This window comes from Streptomyces sp. NRRL WC-3618 (assembly GCF_001280005.1).
In the GTDB taxonomy this organism is placed as follows: domain Bacteria; phylum Actinomycetota; class Actinomycetes; order Streptomycetales; family Streptomycetaceae; genus Streptomyces.
This window is the reverse complement of the sequence record NZ_LGDW01000473.1, coordinates 23,876-38,062: the sequence shown is the minus strand read 5'-3', so window position 1 is coordinate 38,062 and position 14,187 is coordinate 23,876. Positions and strand designations below refer to the sequence as shown.

Annotated in this window: 12 protein-coding genes; 10 read left to right on the top strand and 2 right to left on the bottom strand. The window is 71.1% G+C overall.

Annotated elements, in window-relative coordinates; genetic code table 11:
• Positions 1-229 precede the first annotated feature (229 nt).
• Both ADL01_RS36120 and ADL01_RS36115 read right to left on the bottom strand, forming a co-directional pair.
• On the bottom strand, positions 230-1,063 hold the full coding sequence (locus ADL01_RS36120) for a DUF3097 domain-containing protein (protein ID WP_053746294.1): 834 nt from the start codon (positions 1,061-1,063) through the stop codon (positions 230-232).
• Between the two features lie 31 nt (positions 1,064-1,094).
• Positions 1,095-1,895 (bottom strand): MBL fold metallo-hydrolase, encoded by an 801-nt coding sequence (locus ADL01_RS36115; protein WP_053746293.1) that lies wholly within the window; start codon positions 1,893-1,895, stop codon positions 1,095-1,097.
• A gap of 200 nt (positions 1,896-2,095) precedes the next feature.
• Here ADL01_RS36115 and hrcA point away from each other — a divergent pair, with 200 nt between their 5' ends.
• The 10 genes from hrcA to ADL01_RS36065 all read left to right on the top strand — a co-directional run bounded on the left by hrcA (position 2,096) and on the right by ADL01_RS36065 (position 14,116).
• Complete coding sequence (hrcA, locus tag ADL01_RS36110; protein WP_053746292.1) at positions 2,096-3,112, top strand: heat-inducible transcriptional repressor HrcA; 1,017 nt, start codon at positions 2,096-2,098, stop codon at positions 3,110-3,112.
• Positions 3,113-4,249: a molecular chaperone DnaJ gene (gene dnaJ / locus ADL01_RS36105; protein WP_053746291.1), complete on the top strand. Its 1,137-nt coding sequence runs from the start codon at positions 3,113-3,115 to the stop codon at positions 4,247-4,249. It begins immediately after the preceding gene.
• A gap of 231 nt (positions 4,250-4,480) precedes the next feature.
• On the top strand, positions 4,481-5,557 hold the full coding sequence (locus tag ADL01_RS36100) for a nitronate monooxygenase (protein ID WP_053746290.1): 1,077 nt from the start codon (positions 4,481-4,483) through the stop codon (positions 5,555-5,557).
• On the top strand, positions 5,554-6,315 hold the full coding sequence (locus ADL01_RS36095; protein ID WP_053746289.1) for a 16S rRNA (uracil(1498)-N(3))-methyltransferase: 762 nt from the start codon (positions 5,554-5,556) through the stop codon (positions 6,313-6,315). Before ADL01_RS36100 ends, ADL01_RS36095 begins: the two co-directional genes overlap by 4 nt.
• 64 nt (positions 6,316-6,379) lie before the next feature.
• Complete coding sequence (locus ADL01_RS36090) at positions 6,380-6,973, top strand: hypothetical protein (RefSeq protein WP_053746299.1); 594 nt, start codon at positions 6,380-6,382, stop codon at positions 6,971-6,973.
• Between the two features lie 103 nt (positions 6,974-7,076).
• A complete protein-coding gene (locus ADL01_RS36085; RefSeq protein WP_053746288.1) occupies positions 7,077-10,334 on the top strand; it encodes a S41 family peptidase in 3,258 nt (1,085 codons plus the stop codon).
• Between the two features lie 250 nt (positions 10,335-10,584).
• The gene (locus ADL01_RS36080) at positions 10,585-10,938 is read left to right on the top strand and encodes a histidine triad nucleotide-binding protein (RefSeq protein ID WP_053746287.1); all 354 of its coding nucleotides are present in this window, start codon (positions 10,585-10,587) and stop codon (positions 10,936-10,938) included.
• 6 nt (positions 10,939-10,944) lie between these two features.
• Complete coding sequence (locus tag ADL01_RS36075; RefSeq protein ID WP_053746286.1) at positions 10,945-11,853, top strand: ribonuclease Z; 909 nt, start codon at positions 10,945-10,947, stop codon at positions 11,851-11,853.
• Positions 11,854-11,873: 20 nt separating this feature from the next.
• Positions 11,874-12,869, top strand: coding sequence for an adenosine deaminase (locus tag ADL01_RS36070; RefSeq protein WP_053746285.1), 996 nt, complete (start codon positions 11,874-11,876; stop codon positions 12,867-12,869).
• A 119-nt stretch (positions 12,870-12,988) separates the two neighbouring features.
• Complete coding sequence (locus ADL01_RS36065) at positions 12,989-14,116, top strand: carbohydrate kinase family protein (protein ID WP_053746284.1); 1,128 nt, start codon at positions 12,989-12,991, stop codon at positions 14,114-14,116.
• Positions 14,117-14,187: the final 71 nt, after the last annotated feature.

Sequence of the window (14,187 nt, the reverse complement as noted above, 5' to 3'; positions counted from 1 at the left end):
GCCCTATGGGGAGGGGCGCGCGGTGTTGACGTTGCGGGGGCGGTTGTTGGCGGATGCGGTGGTTCGGGATCTGGTGGACTGAGGGAGGTTTCGCCCCCTCCGCCCTTACCCGTCCCTCCCCCAGAGGGGCCCCCACGGGGTTGCGCCCCCGGACCCCCGCTTTCGGCCCTGAAGGGGCCTCGTCCTCAAACGCCGGACGGGCTCGGGGTGCGGGCCTGGGCTGGAAGGCTCAAGCCTCCGACCCGCCGGTATCCGGGGCCGTGACGAAATCGATCAGTTCCTCCACGCGGCCCAGTAGTTCCGGTTCCAGGTCCCTGTACGAGCCCACCCGGGCCAGGATCGCCCGCCACACCGCCCCCGTGTTCTCCGGCCAGCCCAGCTCCCGGCACACCCCCGTCTTCCAGTCCTGTCCGTGCGGGATCCGGGGCCACCCCGGGATGCCCAGTGACGCCGGCTTCACCGCCTCCCACACGTCGATGTACGGATGCCCGACCACCAGCGCGTGGTCGCTCGTCACCGCCTGCGCGATCCGGAACTCCTTCGTACCCGGTACCAGGTGGTCCACCAGGATGCCCAGGCGGGCGTCCGGGCCCGGGGCGAACTCGGTCACGATCGCGGGGAGGTCGTCGATGCCCTCCAGGTACTCGACGACCACGCCCTCGACCCGCAGGTCGTCCCCCCACACCTTCTCGACCAGCTCCGCGTCGTGCCGGCCCTCCACGTAGATACGCCCCGCCCGGGCCACCCGCGCGCGGGCACCGGGAACCGCCACCGAGCCGGAAGCGGTACGGGACGGACGTACCGAGGACGGAGACGATCCCGGGGACGGTCGCACGAGGGTCACCGATCTGCCCTCCAGCAGGAAGCCGCCCGGCTCCAGCGGGAACACGCGGTGTTTGCCGAAGCGGTCCTCCAGGGTGACCGTGCCCGCCTCGCAGCGGATCACCGCGCCGCAGAAGCCCGTACCGGGCTCCTCGACCACCAGGCCCGGGTCCGCCGGGACCTGCGGTACGGGCTTGGGCTTCTTCCACGGTGGGGTCAGGTCCGGAGAGTACTGGCGCATTCGGATGACGATAGGAGAAGCGGTCGCGCCGTCAGTCCACCGGCTCCCACGACACGCCGAAACGCATTGCCAGGGCGTCTCGTTGGGCCCGTACGAACGCCGCGTCCACCACCGCGCCGTGGCCGGGTACGTACAGCGCGTCCTCGCCGCCCAGGGAGAGGACGCGGTCCAGGGCCGCCGGCCACCGCGACGGTACGGCGTCGGGGCCCGCCTGGGGTTCCCCCGACTCCTCGACCAGGTCGCCGCAGAAGACGACCGCCGGGCCGCCGTCGCCGCGTACGACGACCGCCAGGTCGCTGCCGGTGTGACCGGGGCCGGCCACGCTCAGGACGACTTCCGGGCCGCCGGCCGGCGTCGCGACGGTGAGGTTCCCCCGTACGTACTGATGCGGAACCACCAGGGTGTCCGCCGCCTCCTCCGCCGCCCGGGCGTCCAGACCGTTGCGCACCGCGTCCGCGCGCAACACCTCGCGCCCCACTTTCTCGAATTCGGAGGATTCAGAGGATGTGGTGGATGCGGCTGATTCGTTTTCTGGGGCGCCTGCCGCGAAGACGTAGGCACCCGCGAACGCCGCCGCCCCGAAAACGTGATCGAAATGGGCGTGTGTGAGGGCGAGGAAGTCCACCCGTCGGCCTGCGAGCGCCTGGGCCTCCCGGCGCACCCTCGCGCCCTCCGCGAGGCTCGATCCCGCGTCGATCAGGAGGGCGCCGCCCGGCCAGGTCACCAGTCCCACCGTGCAGTCCCAGACCGGCAGCCGGCACCGGCCGACCCCCGCCGCCAGGCGCTCCCAGCCCAGGTCTTCCCACCTCGGCTCTTCCCAAGTCACCTTCATACGGCGACGCTAACCGGACGCGACATCGCAGGACAGGTCGGTACACCTCGGCAGGTCGGCGGGGGCTGCCCTTGCCGGGGGTGTACCCGACAGCCGTACACTGGGCCGGGGAACTCTGGCACTCGCACACGAAGAGTGCCAGGGAAGGCCAATGAAGAGCCTGTTCGCTCAGGGGACGACAGCAGCTGGAGGTGTGCGCGATGCTCAGTGAACGCAGGCTCGAAGTGCTGCGCGCCATCGTCCAGGACTATGTCGGCACCGAGGAGCCGGTCGGGTCCAAGGCGCTCACCGAGCGGCACAACCTCGGGGTCTCCCCGGCGACCGTCCGTAACGACATGGCGGCGCTGGAGGACGAGGGCTTCATCGCGCAGCCGCACACCAGTGCCGGGCGCATCCCGACCGACAAGGGCTACCGGCTCTTCGTCGACAAGCTCGCCGGCGTCAAGCCGATGACGGCGCCCGAGCGGCGCGCCATCCAGAACTTCCTGGACGGCGCTGTCGATCTCGACGACGTGGTGGGGCGAACGGTTCGGCTGCTTGCCCAGCTCACGCGGCAGGTCGCCGTCGTGCAGTATCCGTCGCTCACCCGCTCGACCGTCCGGCACGTGGAACTGCTCTCGCTCGCACCCGCGCGCGTGATGCTCGTGCTGATCACGGACACCGGCCGGGTGGAGCAGCGGATGATCGACTGCCGGGCGCCCTTCGGGGAGGCGTCACTGGCGGATCTGCGCGCGCGGCTCAACAGCCGGGTCGCGGGCCGCCGGTTCGCGGACGTGCCGCAGCTTGTGCAGGATCTCCCGGACGCCTTCGAGGCGGAGGACCGGGGGACGGTCGCGACGGTGCTCTCCACCCTTCTGGAGACGCTCGTCGAGGAGACCGAGGAGCGGCTGATGATCGGCGGAACGCCCAATCTGACCCGCTTCGGACATGACTTTCCCCTCACTATCCGACCCGTTCTGGAAGCCCTGGAGGAACAGGTCGTACTTCTCAAACTCCTTGGTGAGGCCGGGGATTCGAGCATGACCGTACGAATCGGTCACGAAAACAAATACGAGGGACTCAACTCCACGTCCGTCGTGTCGGTCGGCTACGGTTCGGGCGGCGAAACAGTCGCCAAGCTCGGCGTGGTCGGACCGACCCGCATGGACTACCCGGGAACGATGGGAGCGGTACGCGCAGTGGCACGGTACGTCGGACAGATCCTGGCGGAGTCGTAAGTGGCCACGGACTACTACGCCGTACTCGGCGTGCGCCGCGACGCGTCCCAGGACGAGATCAAGAAGGCGTTCAGGAGGCTCGCCCGCGAGCTGCACCCGGACGTCAACCCCGATCCGAAGACGCAGGAGCGGTTCAAGGAGATCAACGCCGCGTACGAGGTGTTGTCGGACCCGCAGAAGAAGCAGGTCTACGACCTCGGCGGTGACCCCCTCTCGCAGGCGGGCGGCGGAGGCGCGGGCGGCTTCGGCGCCGGTGGCTTCGGGAACTTCTCGGACATCATGGACGCGTTCTTCGGAACGGCGTCCCAGCGGGGGCCGAGGTCGCGTACGCGGCGCGGCCAGGACGCGATGATCCGGCTCGACATCGAGCTGGACGAGGCCGCCTTCGGCACCACCAAGGACATCCAGGTCGACACGGCCGTGGTGTGCGCCACGTGCAGTGGCGAGGGCGCGGCGCCCGGGACTTCCGCCCAGACCTGCGACATGTGTCGCGGGCGGGGTGAGGTCTCGCAGGTGACGCGGTCCTTCCTGGGCCAGGTCATGACGTCCCGTCCCTGCCCGCAGTGCCAGGGGTTCGGGACGGTCGTCCCGACGCCGTGCCCCGAGTGCGCGGGTGACGGCCGGGTGCGGTCGCGTCGGACGCTGACCGTGAAGATCCCCGCGGGTGTCGACAACGGTACGAGGATCCAGCTCGCCGGTGAGGGCGAGGTGGGGCCCGGCGGCGGTCCCGCCGGTGACCTGTACGTCGAGATCCATGAGCTGCCGCACTCGCAGTTCCAGCGGCGCGGGGACGACCTGCACTGCACGGTGACTCTTCCGATGACGGCGGCGTCGCTGGGCACGAAGGTGCCGCTGGAGACGCTCGACGGGCTGGAGGAGGTCGACATCCGTCCCGGCACGCAGTCCGGGCAGTCGATTCCGCTGCACGGGCGGGGCGTCACGCATCTGAGGGGTGGCGGGCGTGGCGATCTCATCGTCCATGTCGAGGTCATGACTCCGTCGAAGCTTGATCCTGAGCAGGAGCGGTTGCTGCGGGAGCTGGCGAAGCTGCGGGGTGAGGAGCGGCCCACGGGGCAGTTCCAGCCGGGGCAGCAGGGGTTGTTCTCGCGGCTGAAGGATGCGTTCAACGGGCGCTGAGGCTGTGGGGCGGCGGGGGTTGTTTCGCCCCCGCGGCCCTTACCCGTCCCATCCTGAACCTGGGGGCTGCGCCCCCAGACCCCCCTTCGGCCCTGAACGGGCCTCGTCCTCAAACGCCGGACGGGCTGGGATGGCTGGGTCTGGGTGGGAAACACGACCTGGGCTGGAGGGGCCTCGTCCCCTGAAGGGGTCTGATTCGGACATGTGCTGGGGACGTGACAACATGCCGTCATGTCCTCCGCACTGACCGATCTCTTCGCTCACCCGATCGTGCAGGCCCCCATGGCGGGCGGCGTCTCCGTCCCGCAACTCGTCAGTGCCGTCGCCGAAGCGGGCGGGCTCGGGTTCCTCGCCGGCGGGTACAAGACCGCGGATGGCATGTACCAGGAGATCAAAACGCTGCGCGGTCTCACCGGGCGTCCCTTCGGCGTGAACCTCTTCATGCCGCAGCCCGAGTACGCCGACCCCGCTGCTGTCGAGGTGTACGCCCACCAGCTCGCCGGTGAGGCCAGCTGGTACGGCATCGGGCTGGGCGACCCGGACAGCGGACGTGACGACGGCTACGACGCCAAGCTCGCCGTACTCCTCGACAACCCGGTCCCGGTCGTCTCCTTCCACTTCGGGGTGCCGAGCCCCGAGATACTGGACTCCCTGCGCCGCGCCGGCACCTTCACCCTGGTCACCGCGACCACCGCCGAGGAGGCCCTCGCCGTGGAGCGGGCCGGCGCCGACGCGGTGATCGTGCAGGGCGTCGAGGCCGGCGGCCATCAGGGCACCCATCGTGACAACCCCGAGGCGGACGGGTCCGCCATCGGGCTGCTCTCCCTCGTCGCGCAGGTCCGCGAGACCGTGAACCTGCCGCTCGTCGCCGCCGGCGGGCTCATGCGCGGCAGCCAGATCGCCGCCGTCCTCGCCGCGGGCGCGAGCGCCGCCCAACTCGGCACCGCCTTCCTCGCCACCCCGGAATCCGGCGCCCACGCCCTGCACAAGCAGGCACTGACGAACCCCCTCTTCGTCCGTACGGAGCTGACGCGCGCGTTCTCCGGCCGGCCGGCCCGGGGGCTGGTGAACCGTTTCCTGCGCGAGCACGGCCCGTACGCGCCCGCCGCCTACCCCGAGGTCCACCACCTCACCTCGCCGCTCCGCAAGAAGGCCGCCGCGGCGGGCGACGCGCAGGGCATGGCGCTGTGGGCGGGGCAGGGGCACCGGATGGCCCGTGAACTGCCGGCGGCGGAGCTGGTGAGGGTGCTGGCGGACGAGATCGAGGTCGCGCGGGCCGCGTCGCTGGGCGGGGGCGCGAGCTCATGACCGCGCCCGTGTTCGTCGTCGAGAGCTTCCCCGCCCACCTTCCGGCCGCCGGCGGCGGGCAGTACGTCCTCGACGGGGCCGAAGGGCGCCACGCCGTCTCCGTGAAACGGCTGCGGGTCGGCGAGGCCGTCGTCCTCACCGACGGTGCCGGGCGCTGGGCGGAGGGCGAAGTCGTCGGTGTCGAGGGCAAGGATCAGTTGACTCTGCGGCTCGGCCCGGTGGTCGAAGAACCGCCGGCGTCGCCTCGTATCACCGTCGTCCAGGCTCTTCCCAAGGGCGACCGGGGCGAGTTGGCCGTCGAGACGATGACCGAGACCGGTGTCGACGCCATCGTTCCCTGGGCCGCCTCCCGGTGTATCACCCAGTGGCGGGGCGACCGTGGGCTCAAGGCGCTCGCCAAGTGGCGGGCCACCGCCCGGGAAGCCGGCAAGCAGTCCCGCCGGGTGCGCTTCCCGGAGGTCGCGGACGCCGCGTCGAGCAAGCAGGTTGCCGCGCTTCTCGCCAAAGCCGACTTCGCCGCCGTACTGCACGAGGACCGTGCGTACGGCAGTGCCGCGCTCGCGACCGCCGAACTCCCCTCCACCGGCGAGATCGTGCTGGTCGTCGGGCCCGAAGGAGGCGTCTGTGCAGAGGAGTTGGCCCTCTTCGAGGAGGCGGGGGCGAAGGCGTACCGGCTGGGGGCCAGTGTGCTGCGTACCTCCACCGCCGGTACCGCCGCGACGGCGCTGCTGCTCGGCCGTACCGGACGCTGGTCCTAGACCCTCTGGCCCTGTCCGGTACATGTCTTTCCGGGTCGGGTGCGACGGTGGCAGGCTGCCCTTCATGGGGGCTCTGAGACGGAGTTGGCATCGGCCGTGCGGGCGGCGTCGGGTGGTCGCGGCGGCCGGGCTGGCGGTGGTCGTGGTGGGCGGGGTCGTCGCCTGTGACCCCGGTGGGCTCAGTTCGGCCACCGTGGCATTCACCACCGACCAGACGGTGACGAAGGAGCTGGAGCGGCGCGACGTGGACGTCCAGCGGCTCACCTGCACGGCATCGGTCAACGGGGGCAACGGCGCCAACGGCAACAAGGCTTCCGGGAACGGGAGTTCACCGTCGCCGCGGGAGAGCGCCGTCGCGCGGGTCGACTGCAAGGGTGAGACCAGGGGCGGCAAGGACATCACCGTCACCGGCCGGGTGACGCGCGCGGTCGACGGCAGATGCGTACGTGGGGACCTCATCGCCGAGATCGCCGGCAAGCAGTGGTTCCGGGTCAGTGGTCTCGGCAACTGTGACGGTCCCAGTGCGCCGACCCGTATCCCGCACGCCACTTGGCGGCCGCCGGACCACGGGCGGCCCGAGCCGACCGTGACCGTCACCGTGACGAAGACCGTCTACTGCCAGGAGAACCCCAACTGCTCGCCAGGCGAGGGTAAATGACAGGGTAAATGACAGGTCGGGGAAACCTTTTGGGCCCGGGTCGAAGAGCAGGAAGTGATCCAAACCTCTGTCCGGCGGCGCGATCGCTGCTTAGGGTGATCGGGTGACTCAGCCCTCTTCGCCTGCGTATCTCCGGTTTCCGCATCTGCACGGCGACTCGGTCGCCTTCACCGCCGAGGACGACGTCTGGGTCGCCCCGCTCGACGGTGGCCGGGCCTGGCGCGTCAGCGCCGACAACGTACCGGTGAACAATCCCCGTTTCTCCCCGGACGGCACCCGCCTCGCCTGGACCTCCACCCGCGACGGCGCCCCCGAGGTGCATGTCGCCCCCATCGACGGAGGGCCCGCCAACCGGCTCACCTACTGGGGCAGTTGGAGGACCCAGGTGCGCGGCTGGACCCCGGACGGGCGGGTCCTCGCCCTCAGCACCCAGGGTCAGGCCAGCCTGCGCCGCTCCTGGGCCCGCGCCGTGCCGCTCGACGGCGGCCCGGCAACTCTCCTGCCGTACGGGCCTGTTGGCGATGTCGCCCAGGGCGGCCCGGCGACCGTTCTCCTCTCCGCCCCCATGGGGCGCGAGGCCGCCTGGTGGAAGCGCTATCGGGGCGGTACGGCGGGGAAGCTGTGGATCGATCGGGAGGGGGACGGGGAGTTCGTACGGCTGCATGCCGAGCTGGACGGGAACCTCGAGTACCCGGTGTGGGTGGGGGAGCGCATCGCCTTCCTCTCCGACCACGAAGGTGTCGGGGCGCTGTACTCGTCCCTCGCTGACGGGTCCGACCTGCGGCGCCACACCCCGCGTGGGGGCACCTCCCGTTCGAGCGAAGCCGAGAATGGGGGAGGCTTCTACGCCCGGCACGCCGCGAGCGACGGCAGCCGCGTCGTCTACTCCTCCGCCGGTGAACTGTGGCTCCTCGACGACCTGGACGGGGCCGAGCCGCGCCGACTCGACGTCCGGCTGGGCGGGCAGCGCGTCGATCTCCAACCCCATCCCGTGAGCGCGTCCCGGTGGTTCGGGTCCGGAGCCCCCGACCACACCGGACGCGGCAGCGCCATCGGCGTGCGCGGCTCGGTGCACTGGGTCACCCACCGGTCCGGCCCAGCCCGCGTGCTCGCCTCGGGGCACGGGGTACGAGCCCGGCTGCCCCGCGCCTTCCGTGTGGACGGCGAGGAGTGGGCCGTGTGGGTGACCGACGCGGAGGGCGACGACGCACTGGAGTTCGCCCCGGCGACCGGCACCGCACCGGGGGCACCGCCGCGCCGGCTCGCCGCCGGACAGCTCGGGCGGGTCCTCGGCCTCGCCATGGCACCCGACGGCAGCCGGGCCGCCGTCGCCTCCCACGACGGGCGCGTACTGCTCGTCGAGCGGGAGTCGGGCGAGGTGCGCGAGGTCGACCGCAGCGGCAACGGCAACGCGTCAGGGCTCGTCTTCTCGCCCGACTCCGGCTGGCTCGCCTGGTCCCACCCCGGGCCGGATCCGCTGCGTCAGCTCAAGCTCGCCAACACCACCGACCTGTCGGTGACCGAGGCGACGCCGCTCCGCTTCCGGGACTACTCGCCCGCCTTCACCGCCGACGGCAAGCACCTCGTCTTCCTGTCGGCGCGGTCCTTCGACCCCGTCTATGACGAGCACGTGTTCGACCTCGCCTTCGTCGGCGGTTCACGTCCGCACCTCATCCCCCTCGCCGCGACCACGCCCTCGCCCTTCGGACCGCAGCGGCACGGGCGGCCCTTCGAGGCGCCGGACAAGGACGAGACCCCGGACAGCGAGGGCGCCCCGGCCACCCGTATCGACCTCGACGGGCTCGCCGACCGCATCGTGCCGTTCCCGGTCGAGGCCGCCCGCTACTCCACCCTGCGCGCCGCCAAGGACGGTGTGCTGTGGCTGCGCCACCCCGTAACGGGAGTCCTCGGCTCCTCCCGGGCCACCCCGGACGACCCGGAACCCAAGACCGAGCTGGAGCGGTACGACCTCGCCCAGAAGCGCATCGAGCACCTCGCCGGGGACGCCGACCACTTCGCCGTCAGCGGCGACGGTAAACGCGTCCTGCTGTGGACCGACGGCAAGCTGAAGGTCGTACCCAGCGACCGACGCGCCTCGAACGACGACGAGAGCGACTCGAACATCACCGTCGACCTGTCGCGCGTGCGCCAGACCGTCGACCCGGCCGTCGAGTGGCGGCAGATGTACGACGAGAACGGCCGCATCATGCGCGACAACTTCTGGCGCGCGGACATGAACGGCACCGACTGGGACGGCGTCCTCGACCGCTACCGGCCCCTCCTCGACCGCGTCGCCACCCACGACGACCTCGTCGACCTTCTCTGGGAGGTCCAGGGCGAGTTGGGCACCTCGCACGCGTACGTCACCCCACGCGGCGGACACGGTGGCGGCGAACGGCAGGGCCTTCTCGGCGCCGACATCTCCCGCCACGAGGACGGCCCCGAAGGCGCCCCTGTCTGGCGCATCGACCGCATCCTGCCCGCCGAGACCTCCGACCCCGACGGTGTCTCCCCGCTCGCCGCGCCCGGTGTCGCGGTGCGCCCGGGTGACGCGATCGTCGCGGTCGCCGGACAGCCCGTCGACCCGGTGACCGGGCCCGGCCCGCTGCTCGTCGGTACGGCGGGCAAGCCCATCGAGCTGACCATCTCGCCGTCCGGCGGCGGCGACCCGCGACACGTGGTCGTCGTACCCCTCGCGGACGAGGAACCGCTGCGCTACCACGCGTGGGTCAACGACCGGCGCGCGTACGTCACCGAGAAGTCCGGCGGACGGCTCGGCTATCTGCACGTGCCCGACATGCAGGCGCCCGGCTGGGCCCAGATCCACCGTGACCTGCGGGTGGAGGTCGCGAAGGAGGGGCTGGTCGTCGACGTTCGCGAGAACCGGGGCGGGCACACGTCCCAGCTGATCGTCGAGAAACTGGCGCGCCGGATCGTCGGCTGGAACCTGCCGCGCGGGATGCGCCCGTACAGCTACCCGGAGGACGCCCCGCGCGGGCCCGTCGTCGCCGTCGCCAACGAGTTCTCGGGGTCGGACGGGGACATCGTGAACGCGGCGATCAAGGCGCTGGGCATCGGGCCCGTGGTGGGTACGCGGACCTGGGGCGGCGTCATCGGCATCGACAGCCGGTATCGCCTGGTCGACGGCACGCTGGTCACGCAGCCCAAGTACGCGTTCTGGCTGGAGGGTTACGGCTGGGACGTCGAGAACCACGGCGTCGACCCGGACGTGGAGGTCGTGCAGACCCCGCAGGATTACGCGGCGGGGCGGGATGTGCAGTTGGACGAGGCGATCCGGCTGGCACTGGAGTCGTTGGAGGAACGTCCGGCCAAGAGGGCGCCGTCGCTGCCGGAGGTGTAGTTTTCTCGCCCCCGCCGCCCTTACCCGTCCCGTCCTCGGGGGCGCTGCCCCCGAACCCCCGCTCCTCAAACGCCGGAGGGGCTGAAATACCCAGCCCGTCCGGCGTTTGAGGACAAGGCCCCTTCAGGGCGGACAGCGGGGGTCCGGGGGCGCAGCCCCCAGGGACGGGACGGGTAAGGGCGGCGGGGGCGAAAACAGATCGATACGATGCCTCACGTACGGGATCAACCATCGGCGAGGGAGACACCGCATGGCAGGGGAGCCGCAGGACGACTGTCTGTTCTGCAAGATCGTCGAGAAGCACATTCCGGCGACCATCGTCCGGGAGACCGACACGACCGTCGCCTTCCGGGACATCAACCCCCAGGCGCCCACGCACATCCTGGTGATCCCCAAGGTCCACCACCCGGACGCCGCCTCCCTCGCCGCCGCCGAACCCGGTGTCGCCGCCGATGTGCTGCGCGACGCCGGGGAGATCGCCGGTGAGGAGAAGCTGGACAGCTACCGCATCGTCTTCAACACGGGCAGCGGTGCCGGTCAGACCGTCTTTCATGCCCACGCGCACCTTCTCGGCGGGCGCGGCCTCCAGTGGCCGCCCGGGTAACACGCCATGTCCGTACGTGAACTGGTGGTCCTCGGCACCGCCAGCCAGGTGCCCACCCGGCACCGCAACCACAACGGCTACCTGCTCCGCTGGGACGGCGAGGGATTCCTCTTCGATCCCGGCGAGGGCACGCAGCGGCAGATGCTGCGTGCCGGGGTCGCCGCCCACGACCTCAACCGGATCTGCGTCACGCACTTCCACGGGGACCACTCGCTCGGGCTCGCCGGAGTCATCCAGCGCATCAACCTCGACCGCGTCCCGCACGAGGTGACCGCCCACTTCCCGCGCTCCGGGCAGAAGTTCTTCGACCGGCTGCGCTACGCCACCGCCTATCGCGAGACCGTTCGGATCAGTCAGGTGCCGGTCGCGGGCGACGGTGGGGTGCTGGCGACGACGGGTGGCTATCGGCTTGAAGCCCGCAAGCTCTCCCACCCCGTCGAGTCCTACGGCTATCTCCTCGTCGAGCCCGACGGGCGCCGCATGCTGCCCGAGCTGCTCGCCGAGCACGGGATCAAGGGGCCCGACGTCGGACGCCTCCAGAGGGAGGGCTCTCTCGGGTCCCTCACCCTCGACGACGTCAGTGAGGTGCGGCGCGGACAGCGGTTCGCGTTCGTCATGGACACCCGGTTGTGTGACGGAGTGCGTGCGCTGGCCGAGGGGTGCGACATGCTCGTCATCGAGTCGACCTTCCTCGATGAGGATGAGCAACTTGCCGCCGATCACGGGCACCTGACCGCAGGACAGGCGGGCGTCGTTGCCCGGGACGCCGGTGTGCGGCATCTCGTTCTCACCCACTTCAGCCAGCGCTACTCCGATCCGGAGGAGTTCGAGCGGCAGGCTCGGGCCGCCGGATACGAGGGTGAGCTGACCGTCGCCTACGACCTGCTCAGGGTTCCGGTTCCGAAACGGCGGTGAACCGGTCGTACGATTCTTTGATGTCCCTCCCCAAAGCCGAACTGCACCTCCACATCGAAGGCACTCTCGAGCCTGAGCTCGCTTTTGCGCTCGCCGCGCGCAACGGCGTGTCGCTGCCTTACGCCGACACCGAAGAGTTGCGGAAGGCCTATCTCTTCGACGACCTGCAGTCCTTTCTGAACCTGTACTACGAGCTCATGGCTGTTCTGCGTACCGAGCAGGACTTCGAGGATCTTGCCAACGCCTATCTCGCGCGGGCCGCCGCGCAGGGCGTGCGCCACGCGGAGATCTTCTTCGATCCGCAGGCCCACCTCGCCCGGGGCGTGGACATGGGGACCGTGGTGGAGGGGTTGTGGCGGGCGCTGGGGGAGAGCCAGGCGGCGCATGGCATCTCCACTCGGCTGATCATGTGTTTTCTGCGGGATCAATCCGCCGAGTCCGCGATGGAGACGCTGGAAGCGGCCAAGCCCTATCTCCATCGGATCATCGGCATCGGGCTCGACTCCGCCGAGGTCGGGCATCCGCCGGTGAAGTTCCGCGAGGTGTACGAGGCCGCCGCCGCGCTCGGGCTGCGGCGCGTGGCGCACGCGGGGGAGGAGGGGCCGCCCGCGTACATCACCGAGGCCCTCGACGTGCTCGGCGTCGAGCGCGTCGACCACGGGCTGCGCTGCATGGAGGACCCGGAGCTCGTCGCGCGGCTCGTGCGGGAGCGGGTGCCGCTGACGCTGTGCCCGCTGTCCAACGTGCGGTTGCGGGCCGTCGACGTCCTCGCGGACCATCCGCTTCCCGCCATGCTGGAGGCGGGGCTGCTGTGCACCGTCAACTCCGACGACCCCGCCTACTTCGGTGGATACGTCGATGACAACTTCGGGGCGGTACGGGAAGCCCTGGGGCTCGGTGAGGAGCGGCTCCGGGAGCTTGCGCGGAACTCGTTCCTGGCGTCGTTCCTGGACGACGACGAGGAACTGCGGGCGCGGTACCTCGCGGAGGTGGAGGCGTACGAGTTCGGAGGCTGACCGCACTCCCGGGCGCCGCGCGTGGCTCCCGGGGCCGGAGCGGCGGACCGCTGTCAGCGGTGTGGTGCAGACTGGCCTGATCCGCACCGTCGTCAGGGTCCGTCGTCAGGGAGCGCACCGTGATCGCGTCCACCGCGTCCACCGGAGAGGGATCGTCCTACCGTCAGGCACAGGTCGATCCCCTGGCCGCGCTGCGCACACCCGACGAACCTCCGTGGGACGTGTACCTGACGGGCACCGTCTTCCTCGACATCATCTTCACCGGGCTCGACTCCGCCCCGGTGCGCGGCACCGAGTCCTGGGCGCGCGGAATGGGGTCCAGCCCCGGCGGAGTCGCCAACATGGCCACCGCCCTCGCCCGGCTCGGCCTGAAGACCTCCCTCGCCGCCGCCTTCGGGGACGACCACTACGGGGAGTACTGCTGGGACGCCCTGGAACAGGGCGAGCACATCGACCTGTCCGCGTCACGCACGGTCCCCGGCTGGCACTCCCCGGTCACCGTCTCCATGGCGTACGAGGACGAGCGCACGATGGTCTCCCACGGCCACGAGCCGCCCCCGGAGGAACCGGCGCCGGAGTGCCCGCCGCACTCCCGGGCCGCCGTCGCCTCCCTCACGCCGGGCGTGCGCGCCCCCTGGATCGCCCAGGCGGCCCGTAAGGGTGCCCGGATCTTCGGCGACGTCGGCTGGGACGACAGCGGCCGCTGGGACCTCGCCGGCCTCGCCGACCTGGAACACTGCGAGGCCTTCCTGCCCAACGCCGAGGAGGCGATGCGCTACACCCGCACCGACTGCCCCCGCCAGGCCGCCCGCGCCCTCACCGACCACGTACCGCTCGCCGTCGTCACCCTCGGTGCCGAGGGCGCGTACGCGGTGGACGGGCGGACCGGGGAGACGGCCGAGGTCCCGGCCATCGCGGTCGAGGCCCTCGATCCCACGGGCGCCGGCGATGTCTTCGTCGCCGGCTTCGTCACCGGCACCCTCGCCGACTGGCCGCTCGCCGACCGCCTCGCCTTCGCCGGCCTCACCGCCGCGCTCTCCGTGCAGGACTTCGGCGGCTCCCTCTCCGCGCCCGGCTGGTCCGAGGTCGGGGCCTGGTGGCGCGAGATCCAGTCGTACGAGCACCAGGACCCGGCGGCTCTGCGGCGGTACGCGTTCCTCGCGGACCTGGTGCCCAGGAGCGCCCGCCCGCGCCCGTGGCCCCTGCGGCGGGCGGTCCCCACGATCGGTTTCGGCAGATCGGCCTGAGCGCGCGTACAGGCGGGCCACGAGGTATGTACACCGGACCGTGAGCGAAAAGCCCTACGGCGTTGTCAGTG